The organism is Pseudarthrobacter sp. L1SW (assembly GCF_020809045.1).
In the GTDB taxonomy this organism is placed as follows: Bacteria; Actinomycetota; Actinomycetes; order Actinomycetales; family Micrococcaceae; genus Arthrobacter.
In genome coordinates, this window is record NZ_CP078079.1 from 1,146,966 (window position 1) to 1,164,404 (window position 17,439).

Genomic DNA, 17,439 nt, shown 5'->3' on the forward strand with positions numbered 1-17,439 from the left:
ACGGCGGCCTGCCGCCTGGGTGCGTGCCGCCGTCGGACATTCTCCATCGCTGTAATCCTCCGGGTGCCGGGGGTAACTCTGCGGCCCCGGTAGGGTTCAAATCCTTGTCCTCGGGTAAGTTGTAGGTGGTGAAATAGACCGAATTTTTCACAACCAAGCCGACCCACAGGGAGACGCCCGCGCATGTCCAAGATTATCTACACCCACACCGACGAAGCGCCGATGCTGGCTACCTATTCGTTCCTGCCCATCATCGAGGCGTTCGCCTCGACAGCAGGTGTGGAGGTGGAGACCCGCGACATTTCGCTCGCCGGCCGCATCATCGCCGTCTTCGGTGACTACCTGACCCCCGAGCAGCAGATCGGTGACGCCCTTGCTGAACTCGGTGAGCTGGCGAAGACGCCGGAAGCCAACATCATCAAGCTGCCCAACATCAGCGCCTCCATCCCGCAGCTCAAGGCAGCCATCGCCGAACTGCAGGGCCAGGGCTACGCCCTTCCGGATTACCCGGACAACCCTTCCTCGGACGAGGAAACGGCCATCCGCTCGCGGTACGACAAGATCAAGGGTTCCGCCGTGAACCCGGTCCTGCGCGAAGGCAACTCGGACCGCCGTGCACCGCTGTCCGTCAAGAACTACGCACGCCAGAACCCGCACTCCATGGGCCCGTGGACCCCGGACTCCAAGACCAACGTGGCCACCATGGGCCAGGACGACTTCCGCTCCAATGAGAAGTCGGTTGTCATCGAATCCGAGGGCGCCATCGCCATCCAGCTGGTCCGCGAAGACGGCTCCGTAAAGGTCCTCAAGAAGGCATTCCCGGTCCTGGCCGGCGAGGTCATCGACGGAACCGTGATGCGCGCCGCCGCCCTGGACGAGTTCCTGAAGGCACAGGTTGCACGCGCCAAGGAAGAGGGCGTGCTGTTCTCTGCACACCTCAAGGCCACCATGATGAAGGTCTCGGACCCCATCATCTTCGGCCACGTGGTGAAGGCCTACTTCTCCGAGCTCTTTGAGACCTACGGCAAGCAGCTCGCCGCCGCCGGCATCAGCCCGAATAATGGCCTCGCCGCCATCCTGAGCAGCCTGGAGGACCTGCCGGAGGATGTCCGCGAAGGCGTGCAGAACCTGATCAAGAAGGGCCTCGAAGAAGGTCCCGCCCTGGCCATGGTGGACTCGGACAAGGGCATCACCACCCTGAACGTCCCCAGCGACGTCATCGTGGACGCCTCCATGCCCGCCATGATCCGCAGCTCCGGCCACATGTGGGGCCCGGACGGCAAGGAAGCTGACACCCTGGCCGTGCTTCCGGACAGCTCCTACGCCGGCATCTACCAGGTGGTCATCGATGACTGCCGCGCCAACGGCGCCTACGACCCCACCACCATGGGCACCGTTCCGAACGTGGGCCTCATGGCCCAGGCCGCCGAGGAATACGGCAGCCACGACAAGACCTTCGAAATACAGGAAGCCGGCACCGTCCAGATCGTTGACGGCTCCGGGAACGTCCTGATCGAGCACGAGGTCTCTGTCGGCGACATCTGGCGCGCCTGCCAAACCAAGGACCTGCCCATCCGCGACTGGGTCAAGCTGGCCGTCACCCGGGCCCGCGCCTCCCAGACCCCGGCCGTGTTCTGGCTGGACGAGGAACGCGCCCACGACGCCAACCTCATCGCCAAGGTCAACGAGTACCTGAAGGAGCACGACACCGAGGGCCTGGACATCCAGATCATGTCCCCGGTCAAGGCCATCGCCTTCACCCTGGAGCGGATCCGCAAGGGCGAGGACACCATTTCCGTTTCGGGCAACGTCCTCCGTGACTACCTCACGGACCTGTTCCCCATCCTTGAACTGGGTACCAGCGCCAAGATGCTCTCCATTGTTCCGCTGATGAACGGCGGCGGCCTGTTCGAGACCGGCGCCGGCGGATCTGCCCCGAAGCACGTCCAGCAGCTGCTCAAGGAAAACCACCTGCGCTGGGACAGCCTGGGCGAGTTCCTGGCCCTGGCCGTCAGCTTCGAGCACCTGGCCACCACCACGGACAACAAGCGCGCCCAGGTCCTGGCGGACACCCTTGACCGTGCCACCGGCACCTTCCTGCTGGAGAACAAGTCCCCGAGCCGCCGTGCCGGCGAGCTGGACAACCGCGGCAGCCACTACTACCTGGCCCGCTACTGGGCCGAGGAGCTGGCAAAGCAGACGGACGACGCCGACCTGGCCGCCTCCTTCAGCTCCGTCGCCGGAGAGCTTTCCTCCAAGGAGGAAACGATCGTTGGCGAACTGGCCGAGGTGCAGGGCTCGCCGGTGGACATCGGCGGCTACTACCACCCGGACGACGCCAAGGCCTCGGCCGTGATGCGTCCGTCCGCCACCCTGAACAAGGTCCTGGCTACCCTGAGCTAGCCCCGCCTGGAACTGGCGCCACAAGAGGCGGGGCCCCGGAGTTGAACTGTTCAACGTCCGGGGCGCCGCCTCTTTTTCGTCACCTGTTCAGGAACGGGCAGGCGCCCTCTCTGCCGCCTCCGGACCGCCGTCGTCCGCAACGACAAAGGCCGCCGGACTCTCCCTGCCAGCGTGAAGCGTCACCCCGATCCCTGCCGCGACCACCAGCACGATGCCCAGGACGGCGGCCACGCCGGGCAGCTGCCCCAGGACCAGGAATCCAATCACGACGGCGATGGCAGGCTCCAGGCTCATCAGTGTTCCGAATGCGGAGGCCTTCAAGCGGCGCAGCGCGAGCAGTTCGAGGCTGAAGGGGATCACGGGCATCAGCAGCGCCAGGCCAGCGCCCACCAGGAGCAACTGCCAGTCGAGGTGTGCCACTGCTGCCGGCCCTACAAACAGGGTGGTCGCCATCGCGGCCACCGGCATGGAAACTGCCAGTGCCTGGAGGCCGTTTACTTCGTCGCCCGCCCGCTGGGTCAGGAGGATATAGCCCGCCCAGCAGCCGGCGGCGCCGAGGGCAAAGAAGACGCCGGTGAGGTCGGCTGCGCCGTGCCACGGCTCGGTCAGGGCTGCCACCCCGGCGGCGGCAACAAGTGCCCACCAGCGTCCCGCCCTGCGCCCGCGGACGACCGCCACGGAAAGTGGCCCCAGGAACTCCAGGGCGCTGGCGGTGCCGAGCGGGATCCGGACGGCGGCCGCCATGAACATCAGCGTCATGCCCGCCGTGACCAGGCCGAGCAGCACGCACGTGACCAAACCACGGCGGCTGAACCGGGAGCGCCACGGGCGCGTGCAGGCCACCAGGATCAGCGCCGCCCACGTGAGGCGCAGCCATGCCACGCCGTCGGAGCCGAGGCGATCGGACAGTCCCACGGAGGCGGCCAGGCCCAACTGGACACAGCACATGGCGGCTCCGGCCATGGCGGTTCCGGATCGTGCGCCGCTGAGGTGTTGTTGTGGAAATGGCATGGGGCCAGTAGAGCGCACCGCAACCGTCTACGTCCACGTGATAATTCTTCACATATTGTCCGCAAATTATGGACAATAGCTGTATGGAAACGCGACGCCTGGAAGTCCTGCTTGAGCTGGCCCGGCAGGGCTCCATGCGAAACGTTGCAGATTCACTGGGCACCACGACGTCGACCGTCTCCCAGCAGATCGCCGCGCTCGCGCGGGAAACCGGCGCCGCGCTGCTGGAACCTGACGGCCGGCGCGTGCGGCTGACCCCCGCCGGGCGGCGCCTCGCCGATCACGCGGTGACAATCCTGGCCGCGGTGGATGCTGCCACTGCGGAGCTGGACCCGGGTGCTGAGCCTGCGGGAACAGTCAGGGTTGCCGGCTTCGTGACGGCTGTACGCAAGATCCTGATGCCCATCGTCGAGGAGCTTGCCGTCAGCCACCCCGGCATCAAGCTGGAAGTCCGGGAGCACGAGCCTGCAGAGGCCCTCGCGTTGCTTGCCGATGATTCCGTGGACCTGGCCCTGACCTACGACTACAACCTGGCCCCGGACAGCACCGGCGTCGCCTTCGATTCCGTCCACTTGTGGAGCACCCCCTGGAGCCTTGGCGTTCCCGAGGTGGCCGCACCTGTTGCCGGGAGCGCACCCGAAGTCCTCGCGTCCTTCCGCGACCGCGACTGGATCGGGAACTCACGGAACAGGGCGGACGAGGATGTCCTCAGGCTGCTCGCATCGATGGGGGACTTCGAGCCGCGGGTGAGGCACCAAGCGGACAGCCTTGAACTGGTGGAGGACCTCATCCTGGCCGGGATGGGCGTGGGCCTGCTGCCTGCCGACCGGGAACCGCGGGCCGGCGTCGCCCTTGTTCCGTTGAACACCCCCGACGTCCGGCTGCGTGCCTATGCGCGTACGCGGCGCGGCAACAGCACCTGGCCCGCCCTCGCCGCGGTCCTGGGCCAGATCACAGGGAAGGCCGCGGCGCTGCCGGATACCGCTCCCGCCCGCGGGAAGGCCTGAGCACCGCAGCCTCGTGACGGCGCTAAAGGTACTCGCGTCAGTTTCCCTTGCCTTTGCCCGCGTTGTCCCTCTTGCTGTTACTGCCTTCAGGGGCGGGCGCAGGAGCCGGTGCGGGAGTTTCGACGGCCGGGGCGCTGGCCTGGGCAGCCGCTGATTCCTTGGCGATCCGTTCCTCTTCGGCGGCCTTGTCCGCGGCAGCCTTCTGAGCCGCGATGGCCTCATTAAGGTCCGCGCGAACGGCCGTGGCGATCGTGGTGATGCTGCGGCGCCGTTCTTCCGAGATCCTGCCGTCGGCTTGCGCCGCCTCCAGCTCAGCCTCCAGCCCTTCGAGTGCCTTCAGTGCGGCAACGGGATTGTTCTGTGACGAAGCCTGGGTCACCTCAAGCACGCGGGCCTGCAGCTGCCGCGCGGCTTCACGGCGGAGTCCCGAATCCGCTGTGCCACAGCCGGTCAGCAGTCCCGCCGCCAGCAGGACGGCCGAAAATCCCAGCACGGCCTGGCGTCCGCGGCTGGAAAGCGACCTCACGGCTCCACGCTCTTCTGGAGTTCCTCCAGATGCTCACCGAGGACCCCGGTCACCGTGGGATAGGGCACGACGTCGGGCGTGGACTGGGCAGACAAGGTCATCATCACTGCCGCTACGGCGGCCACAACCACTACAAGGGCAAGGATGGCGGCCAGCCAGAACCGTTTGGTCCTGGGCTTAATGTCTTTCGCGCGGTCGCGGTTAAGGGCGTCCACTGGGCGGGCCGGTCCTTGATCCCCGGCATCGGCAGCACCGGGTTCGGCGGCCTCCCGGATCTCCTCCACCGATTCCTCCGCGGTGATGGAGGGAGGGCGGAACGGCATGGCCGGCAGTACCCGAGTGGTTTCGGGCGCAAGTTCCCCGGGCGTTGACGCGGGCGACACCAGAGCCTGGCGCAAGGCAGTCTCGATGTCGGCGGCCGCCGGCCGTTCAAGCGGCTCGATGGCGGTCATGGAGCGGATGAGGTTGGCCCATTCTGACGGCAGGTCCTCGGGAATTTCAGGTGCGCGGTGCAGCCGCGCCACCGCCGATTCCACCGCGCTGCCCGGGTACTCCACGGTGCCCTTGATGCATTCGAGCAGCACAAGGCCCAGCGAATAAATGTCCGTGGACGGAGCGAGGGGCTGGCCCAATGCCTGCTCGGGACTGAGGTAGGCGGCAGTGCCAACCATGGTCCCGGTGGCGGTCAGCCGGGTTGAATCAACAATCCGTGCGATGCCGAAGTCTGTGAGCTTTGGCCGCAGGGGCTCACCGGGGCGTATCTGGACCAGCAGGATGTTGCCGGGCTTGATGTCCCGATGGATGATGCCGAGTCCGTGAACGTAGGCCAAGGCGTCGGCGATACCCGCGCCTATGACGGCCAACTCCTCAAGGGGAACCGTGCTGTGCCGGATCCGGCTCCTGAGGTCCTGGCCCTCCACGAGTTCCATGGTCAGAAACGGGCGGGGTTCGTCCGGTACCCGGGTATCGATCCCGGCGTCGAAAAGTGTGACCAGTCCCGGGTGGTTCAGGGTGGCAAGAAGCTGGATTTCTGCTTCCTGGCGTTTCAGTTCGTCGGCATCCGGTGCCTGCGGTGCGAAAAGCTTAAGTGCTACGTCCCGGCCCAGATTTTCGTCCCGGGCACAGTAGACCGACGACATACCGCCGCGGCCAATAACCTCACCCAACCGATAACGTCCGCCGAGCACTTCATTCTTGATGGAGCTAGGCGATTCCGCCACCATGACCCGTTCCTCCCGGTGCGCTGCGGCACTGTCGTACCTCAAATTATACGGGCGGGTTGGTGGAACCGGGGATCGATGATGCTTTGACAGCCGGGCACACCGACGGTCCGGCTGCGAAAGAGAAGCCTTTCACTGCCGGACCACCGGCCACAAGGACATGTGTGCTGAAGACATGTTGTGTAAGGTCTTGCGTTCGTTCTTGGGGTACCTCCTTTCCTTCAGCCTGCTTGCTGCTGCCGCTTCAGGCGCGTGGCGCAGGCACTGTCAGAGGGGTCGGTATCAGGACACTTTCCGCTTACGGAACATCAGGAGTCCTGCCACCAGAAGCAACAGGGCGAGGGGGACCAGTGACGCGTCCACGCCCGTTTTGGCCAGGGCGGGGGCGCCGCCCTGGGCTGGGGTGCTGCGGGTGCTGGCGCTGCCCGCGGCGGTGTCGACGGCGATTGTGCCGCCAACTGCTGTGGAGCCGGCAGCAGGTGCTGCTGAGACGCCGCCGGCGCCTGAGGTGCCGGCATCAGTTCCGTTGGCCGAACCCTTGCCGGAGCCCGTACCCGTGCCAACGCCGGGGGTGCTGGTTCCGGGATCTACGGTGCCGGTGCCTCCGGTACTGCCATCGGTGCCGGGGTCAGCAGTGCCCGGACTGCCAGTTCCGGGAGTGCTGACGCCGCCCAGTCCAAGGTCGATGCCGAGCCCAACCACTGCATCCAGTCCGCTGGTGGTGCCGTTGGTGCCGGTGTCGGTGCCAAGGTCGACGGCGGCATCCAGGACGGTGCCGAGGCCCGTGTTTGTGCCCCCAGTGCCGGTGGCGCCGAGGCCGAGGCCGACGGTAGCTGCCGCGGCGAGATCGGTGGTGCCGGTGCCAAGGTCGACTGCGGCATCCAGGACGGTGCCGAGGCCAGTGTTTGTGCCCTCAGTGCCGGTGGTTCCGAGCCCGAGGTTGATGACGGCATCCGCAGCGACGGTCAGGTCGGTTGCGGCTGCGTCGTTGCCGTTGGTGGCAGTGGTACCGGTGCCGAGGCCCAGGTCGACGGCGGCTGCCGCGGCGAGGTCGGTGGTGGTGGCGTTGTCGGTGCCCGTGGCGGTTCCGAGGCCGAGGGTTGCGTCGGCGGCTACAACCGCGTCGGCAGTGGTGGTGTCGGTGCCGGTGGTTCCGAGGCCCAGGTCGACGGCGGCTGCCGCGGCGAGGTCGGTGGTGGTGGCGTTGTCGGTGCCCGTGGCGGTTCCGAGGCCGAGGGTTGCGTCGGCGGCTACAACCGCGTCGGCAGTGGTGGTGTCGGTGCCGGTGGTTCCGAGGCCCAGGTCGACGGCGGCTGCCGCGGCGAGGTCGGTGGTGGTGGCGTTGTCGGTGCCCGTGGCGGTTCCGAGGCCGAGGGTTGCGTCGGCGGCTACAACCGCGTCGGCAGTGGTGGTGTCGGTGCCGGTGGCTCCGAGGCCCAGGTCGACGGCGGCTGCCGCGGCGAGGTCGGTGGCGGTGGCGTTGTCGGTGCCCGTGGCGGTTCCGAGGCCGAGGGTTGCGTCGGCGGCTACAACCGCGTCGGCAGTGGTGGTGTCCGTGCCGGTGGCTCCGAGGCCCAGGTCGACGGCGGCTGCCGCGGCGAGGTCGGTGGCGGTGGCGTTATCGGTGCCCGTGGCGGTTCCGAGGCCGAGGGTTGCGTCGGCGGCTACAACCGCGTCGGCAGTGGTGGTCTCGGTGCCGGTGGTTCCGAGGCCCAGGTCGACGGCGGCTGCCGCGGCGAGGTCGGCGGTGGCGCCGTTGTCGGTGCCCGTGGCGGTTCCGACGTTGACCGCTGCGTCCACAGTGGCGGCGGCGGCCGTCGAGTCGGACGGCGTTGAGCCACCCAGCAGGCCCAACGACGTCGAGTCAGCGGCCGCCGCCGAGATGAGGGCAGATGCGGAAAGATCCGATCCGCTGGTGGTGTCCGCGGCGTTCGCCGCGGTGCAGCCGAGGGCCAAAAGCCCGCCGGCAAAGAGGGTGCCAAGCAGCCCCCTGCGAAGGTTCGCACTCATGGTGTTGTCTCCTGAAGAAAGTTGAGGTGTCGGGGTGCTTTGGTCAGCAACCCGCTATAGCCGCGTTCTGCCGCAAAAGGGCAGGCGGGTCTCAACTAGTCAGGACGGGAACCGGGGTCGAATGACACCGGTGCAGGGGCGGGCTCAGTGATATCCCCGGCGCTGACAGCGCCGGGCGATGCAGGGTCAAAATTGAAGGCGCTTAGCCAGGCCGCTGCGCCAGACGAGCCCGCCGAGGGCGCGCTGCTCCCCGTGCCCGAAGCGGGTACGGCAGGAGCCAGGGCGGGGGCTGGCGAGGGGCCCGCCGTCGGCTGCTCCCGCGCCGTGTCTGGCCCGGCAATATACGCCCATGAAGCCGCAGAAGCCTCCGGCAGGGCGGCATCGCCAGGCTCGGCGCCCGAAGCCGCCGCAACAAGCGGAACAGCTGAAGCATTCGCCGTGGGGATGGCTTCGCCGGGTGCGGCGTCCGAACCTGCCGGAACACTTGCGGTGGCTGGACCATCCAGGTCCCCGCCTACCAAGGGCAGCTCGGGAAGGTCAACGTGCAGCGGTGCCGAGCCCGTCACCAGGCCGGAAAAAGGCTGCAGCACAGGTTCAAGCACCGGAAGGGCTTCGGCGACAGGTGGAATTACCGCCTCCGCCACTTCCGCCGTTGCCGCGTCCGCGACGTGCGCAATAGGAATCGAAATGACCGATACCGCCCCGGCCGGGACCACATGGTTCACGACAGGCACCGTCGAGACGATCTGGTCTGCAACCCCTGAGACCTCTCCCACGAGGGGTGTCAGCAGGCCAGGTGAGGAGACCGGTGCAGGCGTGGGCGCCGCGTGTGCCGGAGCCACGGGAACGGGCAGCTTTTCCGTCACCGCTGAAACAGAATTGGTGACGCCCCCCAACAGGGTAGTTGTGTCCGGAAGGGTATCGGCCGAAGCCGTGGATGTGGAAAACGTCAGCCAGGTCAGCGTGGCGGCTCCGGCAAGGAGCGCTGGCCGAAGGGCGCGCCACGGCGAGCGATTACCAGCCATGCGTACCACCCCCAGTACTGATGCATTCGACGATGGCTACAGCCTAAGACCGAATGTTGCAGGAAGTCTAGGGTCTGCTAAAACAACTCGACAAAGTCAAAAACTTCTGGTCGCAGGTATCACAGCAGGGTAGGGACCGGTCATGGGCTTAACAAGCCGATCACAGGCCGGAGTCCGGCTGTTCAGTGCTGGTCGTTCGGATAGCTGACCCCGAGCTGCGCACGTACGCCGTCAAAGAGCCGCATGGTGTTCAGCGTGTCATCCAGGGGCATGACGGGGCTCTCGGTCAGGCCCTGCTGGATGCAGCGGGTCACTTCCCGCAGTTCATAGGCGTAGCCCCGGCCCACCACGTCAAAAGCCTCGGTCCGGCGTTCGTCCCATCCCGTGGACACCGTCAATTCGCCGGGGTTGTTAATCGAGCCCACGCTCTGGAGGAAGCCTAGGCTGCCGGCCACGGTAGCGGTCCGGGGACCGTGCGCCAGCAGTGAGGACGTCAGCTGCACCTGCGCTCCGTGGTTGTACCCCAAGGTGAGGGCGTTCTGGGAGTCCACGCCGTCGTCGTTAATGAAGCCGGTGGCACTCACTGTCTGCGGAAAACCAAGGGTGCCCAATGCCCACAGCAGCGGATAAACCGTAATGTCCAGCAGCGCACCGCCGCCGTCCTGCCTTGCCCACAGCCGGGAGGTGGGGGAGTAGGGGGCGGGGAAGCCAAGGTCCGCGGTCACCCAGTGGACTTCACCGAGCTCACCGGACGCAGCGATCTCGAAGGCCCGCTGCATGCTCGGCAGGAAGCGGCTCCAGACCGCCTCCATCAGGAAAAGCTTGCGGCTCCGGGCAAGGTCGATGAGTTCAGCTGCCTCGCGGGCGTTGATGGTGAAGGCCTTTTCGCACAGGACGTGCTTGCCGGCGTTGAGCGCCGCAAGCACAATCTCGTAGTGCTGCGCATGCGGCGTCGCCACATAGACAACGTCGACTTCCTCATCCGCGAGCAGCCGCTGGTAGCCGGGCACGCCGCCGTCCTCGCCGTAGGCTTTCGTGAAGTCATATGCCACCGCAAAGGCGTCGGCTGTGTCCTGGGCCCGTGAGCTCACGGCATACAGTTCCGCATCCGTGAGCAAAGCCAGGTCCTGGGACACGGAACGGGCAATGCCGCCGGTGGCGATGATTCCCCAGCGGAGGGGAGTTCCGGTGGCGGAACGGGGATCCTGGTCTGGCTGGCTGGACAGCCACGGCTTCGCGATAGGCGCACTCATGGGCCCATCCTCTCATTCCCGGGTTGGCGTGTTCGGCCTTGACCTGCGGAAAGCGACAGGGCGCGGGGGTCTTTGAACTGGTCCCCGAAAGCTGGACTGGCTAAGTAAGAGCCTAAGCCGCAAGGGCCTGAGCACGGTATTGCACCGGGCTCAGGCCCTTGAGCTTTGTTGAGATCCGGTCGTTGTTGTACCAGCGGATGTACTCGTGCAGTGCCGTGGTGAGTGCGTCGGTGTTGAGGAACCGGACACGGTGGAATAGCTCTTCTTTGAGGTGTCCGAAGAAGTTCTCCATTACGGCGTTGTCGTAGCAGTTGGCTTTGCGGGACATCGATTGGATGGCGCCGGCGCTCTTCAGGAGAGTTCGCCAGGAAGCGTGCTGGTACTGAAAGCCTTGGTCCGAATGCACCAGCGGCTGCTGGCCATGATCGAGTCTGCTGAGGGCCTCGCGCAGCGAAGTGTTGGTGAGCTCCAGGTTCGGGGACGAGCTGATGGTGTGGGAAATGATTTGTCGGTCGAAAAGGTCCATGACCGGTGAGAGGTAAAGTTTCCGGTCCCCGACCCGAAACTCGGTTACATCTGTCACCCATTTCCTGTTGGGGCCATCGGCCTCAAACTTCCGATTGAGTATGTTCGGGGCAACCTTCCCCTGGTCACCCTTGTAGGAGCTGTAACGCTTCTTTCGCCGGACTTTGCAGACGAGACGCATCGCATGCATGAGTTTCAGCACGGTCTTCTTGGCGATCGTCCATCCTTGCTTGACCAGCTCTGCATGGATCCGCCTGTGCCCGTACCGGCCATGGTTCTTCTCGAAAATGTCGATGACCTTGGCCTTAATCGCCTCCATGGGGTCGGGAGCTTGGAGACGGGCCTGATGGTAGAAGAATGTGGACCTGGCAAGACCTGTGACCTGAAGCAGTGCCGAGAGGGAAAAGTCAGCCTTGAGAGCGATGAGGGCTTGAACCTTCACCGTCGTTCCTGCGCCCTCAAGGCCCGCAATTTTCCCAGGTAAGCCACCTCGGCCCGCAAACGCTCGTTTTCCCGCCGGAGTCGTTCCAGTTCCGATAGCTCCACTGGTGGCGGGCCGCCGGTCTTACTGGGTCGGCCTTTTGCTTTCGGGCGCAGGGCGTCCGCCCCCTCCCGGCGATATGCGCGAGCCCACGTTTCCAGAAGTTTGGGTGATGACAGGCCAGCTTCTGAAGCGAGATCTTGCGCAGTCTCGCCTGCAGCGAAGCGTTTGACCAGACCGAGCTTGAATTCAAACGAGTATGCGCGTTTTGTCGGCTTAGTCATCAACGCTCCCCGGCCATGGATCTTCCACCGCAGATAAAGACGACGGACCGGCGAGCGGGCGACGCCCAGCAAGTTGGCCGTCGCCGTATCGGCAACGCCCTTCTCAAACCACGTTACAACGACCTCGCGCTGATCCTCCGATAACGAACTAGACGCACGCATAAAACTGCTCCCCGGGAGTCGGAACTGAATTTCTCAGTCCAACTTCCGGGGAGCAGTTCACTTTGGGCAATAGAAAAGCCCGGTCCCCCTTAGAAAGGGGGCCGGGCGTTTTCCGTGAGAAGGTTGCCTACTTGGTGATCGGTTCCAGCACCGGGTCGCCGACGTACGCGGTCTTCACGTTTGCAGAGGTGACGATGACCGGCTCCAGCAGGTAGGCGGGAACAGTCTTGACGCCGTTGTTATAGGAGTCTTTGTCGTTGATTTCCAGTTCCTTGCCGGCCTGGAGGTCCTTCACCATGGTGATGGCGTGCTCAACGAGCTTCCGGGTGTCCTTGTTGATGGTGGAGTACTGCTCGCCAGCCATGATGGACTTCACCGACTCAACCTCGGAGTCCTGGCCGGTAACCACGGGAAGCGGCTTGCCGGCGGCCTTGACGGAGGTCAGGACTGCACGGGCGAGGGTGTCGTTCGGCGACAGGACGCCGTCCAGGGACTCGGTGCCGTAAGAGCCAGTCAAGATCGTATCCATCCGGCGCTGGGCGTTCTCAGCCTTCCAGTCCTGGGTGACAGCCTTCTCAAACGTCGTCTGGCCGGAGAGTACCTTCAGCGTGCCATCGTCGATCTTCGGCTTCAGGACGCTCATTGCGCCGTCGAAGAAGACCTTCGCGTTGGCGTCATCGGGGGACCCTGCCAGGAGCTCAACGTTGTACGGGCCACTGGGCTTCTTGGTCTTCATGCCTTCCAGCAGGGCCTTGCCCTGGAGCTCGCCCACCTTGAAGTTGTCGTAGGCCACGTAGTAGTCCACATTCTCGGTGTTCAGCAGCAGGCGGTCGTAGGCGATGATGGTGGCGCCGGCGTCCTTGGCCTGCTGGAGCTGGGTGCCAAGCTGGGAGCCATCAAGGGCGCCGACAATAACCACCTTGGCGCCTTTGGCAATCATGGCGCTGATCTGGTTCTGCTGCTCGGCGACACCGTTGTTGGCGAACTGCACCGTGGGCTTGAAACCGGCACTGGTCAGCCCATCGTTGAACAGTTTTTCGGCCAGGACCCAGTTCTCGCTGGTCTTCTTGGGAAGTGCGACGCCGATCGCGGAGTCCTGCGCGAAGCCGCCGGTTCCGCCGGTCGAGCCGCCGCCTGAGGTGGATGGCTCGGAACGTCCGCAGCCCGTCAGCGCCAGTGCTGCGATCGCAGCAACTGCTGCTGCTTTTCCTGCTTTGCCAAACATTCGCATTTCTGTGTCCACTTTCTTTTTGGGGTATTGGTTCAGGAAGCTGAAATGCTCAGGCTTCCCTGGAAATGGTTTCTCGGGTGGAGGTGACTTCGTCCGGCTGCAGCGGCGTACCGGTTCCGCTGGACGGCCGGCTGAAGTTCTTCATCATCAAGCCGATGATTGAAGCGCGGCCCTGGGACTTGTTGTACACATCGATGGCCACGGCGACCAGCAGCACCAGGCCCTTGATCATGGACTGCCAGTCGGCGCCAACGCTCAGAAGCTGCAGGCCATTGTTCAGCACGGCCATGACCAGGCCTCCGACGATCGAGCCGATGACGGTGCCGACGCCGCCGGTCACTGCCGCGCCGCCGATGAACACCGCCGCGATGGCGTCAAGTTCCCAGCCGGTGCCGTCCGAGGGGCCCGCAGAGGTTGACCGGGCAACGAAGATCATGCCGGCCAGCCCGGCGATGATGGACATGTTCATCATGACCAGGAAATTGATCTTCTTCGACTTCACGCCGGAGAGTTCCGCCGCGTGGCGGTTGCCGCCGACTGCGTAGACGTGCCGGCCAACCACCGTCTTGGAGGAGACGAAGCCGTAGATCAGCACCATGACGGCGAGGATGAGGCCTGGAACCGGGAAGGAGGTCCCGGGGCGGCCGGTGGCGAACAGGTACGTTGCGTAGAGGATGGCGCCGCAGATGAGAACAAGCTTGAGGATGCTGACCCACGCCTCCGGGACCTCCGCGCCGAGTGCTTTGGCGGTGCGGCGGCGCCGGACATCACTGATAACCACGAACGCGACAGCGGCAAGGCCCAGGAGCAGCGTGAGGTTGTTGAACCCCGTGTCCGGCCCGACTTCGGGCAGATAGCCGGCGCCGATGTACTGGAACTCCCGGGGAACGGGAATCGAGTTGGACTGGCCAACAAACTGTTGCGCACCGCGGAAGATCAGCATGCCCGCAAGGGTCACGATGAACGCCGGGATGCCTACATAGGCGGTCCACCAGCCGTGCCAGGCGCCGATTGCGGCGCCGAGGCCCAGTCCCAGCAGGATGGCCAGGTACCAGGGGAGGCTCCAGTCGCGCATGGCGATGGCCACCACCATGCCTACGAACGCCGCCACCGATCCCACGGACAGGTCGATGTGGCCGGCGATGATGACGAGCACCATGCCGATGGCCAGGATCAGGATGTAGGAGTTGCCGTTGAAGAGGTTGATGACGTTGCCCGGGGTGAGGGTGATGCCGCCCGTAAGCCACTGGAAGAGAACTATCAGAGCCACTAGGGCAAAGATCATCCCGAACTGGCGGGTGTCGCCACCGAAGAGTTTCTTGAGCGCGTTCATTGTTTTCGGTCCTCGTATCTGGAAGGTTCTGGAAGGCTCCAGAGGGTTAGGCGGCTTTTCGGGCGGAAGTCATCAGTTTCATCAGGTTCTCCTGGCTTGCTTCCTCTTTATTGAGGACGCCCGTTATGGCGCCCTCGAAGATGGTGTAGATGCGGTCCGAGAGCCCCAGCAGTTCAGGAAGTTCAGAGGAAATGACGATCACGCCTTTCCCTTGGTTGGCCAGCTGCTGGATGATGCCGTAGATCTCGTATTTGGCCCCGACGTCGATGCCGCGGGTGGGTTCATCGAGGATCAGCAGTTCCGGGTCCGTGAACATCCACTTCGCGAGGACCACCTTCTGCTGGTTTCCACCCGACAGCTTGGCCACCCCTTCCTGGACCGACGGGGCTTTTGTCCGCAGGGATTTCCGGTACTCCTCGGCGACCGCAAACTCCTTGTTCGTGTCCACCACGCTGCGCTTGCTGATCTTCTCCAGGTTGGCTGACACCGTGGTCGTTTTGATGTCGTCCAGCAGGTTCAGGCCAAGGGTTTTGCGGTCTTCAGTGACATAGCCGAGGCCGGCCTCGATGGCCTGGTGGACGCTCTTGAGGGCCACCTCTTTGCCATGCATGTAGATGTGTCCGGAGACGAAGTGGCCGTAGGAGCGGCCGAACACGGAGCGGGCGAGTTCGGTGCGGCCGGCGCCCATGAGCCCCGCGAACCCGACGATCTCGCCGCGGCGGACAAAGAAGCTTGAGTTCTTGCAGACCATCCGGTCCTGGATCTGCGGGTGGGCAACGTTCCAGTCCTTGACCTCGAAGAAGACCTCGCCGATCTTGGGGGTGTGGTCCGGGAACCGGGACTCGAGCGTGCGCCCCACCATGCCCTTGATGATGCGGTCCTCGTCCACGCCGTCAGCCTTCACGTCCAGCGTCTCGATGGACTTGCCGTCACGGATGATGGTGATGGAGTCGGCGATCTGCTCGATCTCATTCAGCTTGTGGGAAATGATGATGCTGGTGATGCCCTTGGCTTTCAGGCCCAGCATCAGGTCCAGCAGGTGCTGGGAATCGGACTCGTTCAGCGCCGCTGTGGGTTCGTCGAGGATGAGGATCTTCACGGACTTGTTCAGCGCCTTGGCGATTTCCACCAGCTGCTGCTTGCCGACGCCGATCTCCTTGATGGGCGTGTCGGGGTCGTCCCGCAGGCCAACCCTGGCCAGCAGGTCCAGGGACCGCAGCCGGGCTTCCGCCCAGTCGATGACGCCGCGCTTGGTGGGTTCGTTGCCCAGGAAGATGTTCTCCATGATGGACAGCTCGGGAATCAGCGCCAGTTCCTGGTGGATGATCACGATGCCGGCGTGTTCGCTGGCCCGGATATCACGAAACTGCTGCACCTGGCCCTGGTAGACGATGTCGCCGTCGTAGCTGCCGTACGGGTAGACGCCCGAGAGCACTTTCATCAGGGTGGACTTCCCGGCGCCGTTTTCGCCGCAGATGGCGTGGATTTCCCCGGCCTTTACCCGCAGGTTCACGTTGTCCAACGCTTTAACGCCCGGGAATTCCTTGGTAATGGACCGCATCTCAAGGATGATCGGTTCCGCTTGCGTGGTCTGGGACGTCATGAGCCCTAACCCTCCAATGCAATGACTTCTTTGTCCGGCCGGCAAAGCGCAGGGCCGTCTGATCCAAAAGTAAACTGGATCACTGCTGTTGTCGTCAAGTCTTTAACGCAAACGGCGGGTAACGAAACGGTCTAGGTTTCGCGGATTCCGGCATGTTGGAACACGAGTGCGGCAGCGCCGAGGGCTTCCGCGCGGTCGCCGAGGGAGGACATGGCCAGTGTTGTTGTCTCGCCAATGACCGGCACGGCATGCCTGACAAGTCCCCGCCTGATGGGGTCCAGGAGGATGTCGCCGAGGCCCGCGAGCGGGCCCCCCACCACAATGACTTCCGGGTTGATCAGGTTGGCCACGTTGCCCAGCGCCCGGCCTACGGCCAGGCCCGCGTCGTCGACCACCCGGAGTGTGGCCGAGTCCCGCGCCAGGGCCTTGCGCACGATGTCTGCGGGCGTCAGTGGCCGGTCTTCACCGCGGCTGAGGAGTTCGATCATGGTTGTGGTGGACGCGATGGTTTCCAGGCAGCCCCGGTTGCCGCAGCGGCACACCAACCCTTGTTCATGGATGGTGGCGTGGCCGATTTCGCCCGTGATTCCCACGTTTCCGTAATAGGGGGCGCCGTTGAGGATGAGGCCCGCACCGATGCCCGAGCCAATCTTGAGGAACAGCAGGTTGCTGACCCCCGAGTGGTGTCCCCAGGTAACCTCGGACCAGGCGCCGAGATTGGCGTCATTGTCCACGAATACGGGGATTTCCAGGGTTTCCTCAAGGTATTGGAGAATGTTGATCCCTACCCATTCGGGCAGGATGGCCCCTTGTGCCACGGTGCCCGTGCGCCGGTCAATGGGCCCGGGGATACCGACGCCGGCGCCCACCACGGCGGTGCGTTCGACGCCGCTTTCCCGCAGCAGTTTCTCCAGCAGGGCCATTGCCGCCCGGACCCCCTCTTCGGCCTGGTGGCCGAGCGGAAGCATCACGGATTCCTCGGCGATCACGTGGTAACTGAGCGAGGCCAGGACCACCCGCAGATGCCGGCGCCCAAAGTCGATTCCGACGGCAACGGCCCCGTTGCTGTTGAGCCTGACGTTCAGTGCGCGGCGGCCGGAACTGGTGGTGGGTTCCGCGGACGCCAGTCCGGAGTCCAGCATGATCTTGACGATGTTGGAAACGGTCGCGGTGGAGAGGCCGGTCTGCCGGGCGAGCTCAGCCTGGGTGGCGGGGCCGACCATCAGCGTTTCGATGATCCGCTGTTGGTTGAGCTGCCGCAGGGCCGATTGGGACCCGGGATTTTTCGGCTTGCTCCTCGTTGAGCGCGTGGTTGCGGACATGCTAAGAAGATTGCCCTACGGGCGGCCTTGTAGTCAAGAAGTT

At 64.7% G+C, this 17,439-nt stretch carries 12 protein-coding genes and 1 pseudogene; 2 read left to right on the plus strand and 11 right to left on the minus strand.

All coding sequences use genetic code 11. The features are described from left to right. Window positions 1–183 precede the first annotated feature (183 nt). The gene (locus KTR40_RS05365; RefSeq protein WP_228405525.1) at window positions 184–2,403 is read left to right on the plus strand and encodes an NADP-dependent isocitrate dehydrogenase; all 2,220 of its coding nucleotides are present in this window, start codon (window positions 184–186) and stop codon (window positions 2,401–2,403) included. Between the two features lie 87 nt (window positions 2,404–2,490). Here KTR40_RS05365 and KTR40_RS05370 read toward each other — a convergent pair whose 3' ends face one another. Continuing rightward, window positions 2,491–3,414: a DMT family transporter gene (locus KTR40_RS05370; RefSeq protein WP_228405526.1), complete on the minus strand. Its 924-nt coding sequence runs from the start codon at window positions 3,412–3,414 to the stop codon at window positions 2,491–2,493. Between the two features lie 83 nt (window positions 3,415–3,497). Here KTR40_RS05370 and KTR40_RS05375 point away from each other — a divergent pair, with 83 nt between their 5' ends. Continuing rightward, the gene (locus tag KTR40_RS05375; protein WP_139028452.1) at window positions 3,498–4,421 is read left to right on the plus strand and encodes a LysR family transcriptional regulator; all 924 of its coding nucleotides are present in this window, start codon (window positions 3,498–3,500) and stop codon (window positions 4,419–4,421) included. 37 nt (window positions 4,422–4,458) lie between these two features. On the opposite strand, the gene KTR40_RS05380 is transcribed toward KTR40_RS05375, so the two are convergent. From KTR40_RS05380 to KTR40_RS05430, 10 genes and pseudogenes are all read right to left on the minus strand, one after another. Next, window positions 4,459–4,947, minus strand: coding sequence for a hypothetical protein (locus KTR40_RS05380; protein WP_228405527.1), 489 nt, complete (start codon window positions 4,945–4,947; stop codon window positions 4,459–4,461). Beyond that, entirely contained in the window at window positions 4,944–6,170 is a 1,227-nt protein-coding gene (locus KTR40_RS05385) for a serine/threonine-protein kinase (protein ID WP_228405528.1), read from the minus strand. Before KTR40_RS05385 ends, KTR40_RS05380 begins: the two co-directional genes overlap by 4 nt. Window positions 6,171–6,449: 279 nt before the next feature. Continuing rightward, window positions 6,450–8,177 carry a hypothetical protein gene (locus tag KTR40_RS05390; RefSeq protein ID WP_228406247.1) on the minus strand — a complete coding sequence of 576 codons (1,728 nt, stop codon included), beginning with the start codon at window positions 8,175–8,177 and terminating at the stop codon, window positions 6,450–6,452. Window positions 8,178–8,272: 95 nt separating this feature from the next. Then, window positions 8,273–9,202, minus strand: a complete 930-nt coding sequence (locus KTR40_RS05395) for a hypothetical protein (protein ID WP_228405529.1) — start codon at window positions 9,200–9,202, stop codon at window positions 8,273–8,275. A 182-nt stretch (window positions 9,203–9,384) separates the two neighbouring features. Beyond that, the gene (locus KTR40_RS05400) at window positions 9,385–10,455 is read right to left on the minus strand and encodes a Gfo/Idh/MocA family protein (protein WP_228405530.1); all 1,071 of its coding nucleotides are present in this window, start codon (window positions 10,453–10,455) and stop codon (window positions 9,385–9,387) included. A 112-nt stretch (window positions 10,456–10,567) separates the two neighbouring features. Further along, window positions 10,568–11,852: pseudogene (locus tag KTR40_RS05405) on the minus strand (IS3 family transposase). Between the two features lie 182 nt (window positions 11,853–12,034). Then, a complete protein-coding gene (locus tag KTR40_RS05415) occupies window positions 12,035–13,138 on the minus strand; it encodes a sugar-binding protein (protein WP_228405533.1) in 1,104 nt (367 codons plus the stop codon). Between the two features lie 49 nt (window positions 13,139–13,187). Then, on the minus strand, window positions 13,188–14,471 hold the full coding sequence (mmsB, locus tag KTR40_RS05420) for a multiple monosaccharide ABC transporter permease (protein WP_139028459.1): 1,284 nt from the start codon (window positions 14,469–14,471) through the stop codon (window positions 13,188–13,190). Between the two features lie 46 nt (window positions 14,472–14,517). Beyond that, window positions 14,518–16,074, minus strand: coding sequence for a multiple monosaccharide ABC transporter ATP-binding protein (gene mmsA / locus KTR40_RS05425; RefSeq protein ID WP_228405534.1), 1,557 nt, complete (start codon window positions 16,072–16,074; stop codon window positions 14,518–14,520). A 131-nt stretch (window positions 16,075–16,205) separates the two neighbouring features. Then, entirely contained in the window at window positions 16,206–17,396 is a 1,191-nt protein-coding gene (locus KTR40_RS05430; protein ID WP_139028461.1) for an ROK family transcriptional regulator, read from the minus strand. Window positions 17,397–17,439: the final 43 nt, after the last annotated feature.

Bases quoted from the DNA above. Each gene is read 5' to 3' on its own strand.
- KTR40_RS05365 (WP_228405525.1), top strand. From the start codon at position 184: ATGTCCAAGATTATCTACACCCACACCGACGAAGCGCCGATGCTGGCT.
- KTR40_RS05370 (WP_228405526.1), bottom strand. From the start codon at position 3,414: ATGCCATTTCCACAACAACACCTCAGCGGCGCACGATCCGGAACCGCC.
- KTR40_RS05375 (WP_139028452.1), top strand. From the start codon at position 3,498: ATGGAAACGCGACGCCTGGAAGTCCTGCTTGAGCTGGCCCGGCAGGGC.
- KTR40_RS05385 (WP_228405528.1), bottom strand. From the start codon at position 6,170: ATGGTGGCGGAATCGCCTAGCTCCATCAAGAATGAAGTGCTCGGCGGA.
- KTR40_RS05390 (WP_228406247.1), bottom strand. From the start codon at position 8,177: ATGAGTGCGAACCTTCGCAGGGGGCTGCTTGGCACCCTCTTTGCCGGC.
- KTR40_RS05395 (WP_228405529.1), bottom strand. From the start codon at position 9,202: ATGGCTGGTAATCGCTCGCCGTGGCGCGCCCTTCGGCCAGCGCTCCTT.
- KTR40_RS05400 (WP_228405530.1), bottom strand. From the start codon at position 10,455: ATGAGTGCGCCTATCGCGAAGCCGTGGCTGTCCAGCCAGCCAGACCAG.
- KTR40_RS05415 (WP_228405533.1), bottom strand. From the start codon at position 13,138: ATGCGAATGTTTGGCAAAGCAGGAAAAGCAGCAGCAGTTGCTGCGATC.
- mmsB (WP_139028459.1), bottom strand. From the start codon at position 14,471: ATGAACGCGCTCAAGAAACTCTTCGGTGGCGACACCCGCCAGTTCGGG.
- mmsA (WP_228405534.1), bottom strand. From the start codon at position 16,074: ATGACGTCCCAGACCACGCAAGCGGAACCGATCATCCTTGAGATGCGG.
- KTR40_RS05430 (WP_139028461.1), bottom strand. From the start codon at position 17,396: ATGTCCGCAACCACGCGCTCAACGAGGAGCAAGCCGAAAAATCCCGGG.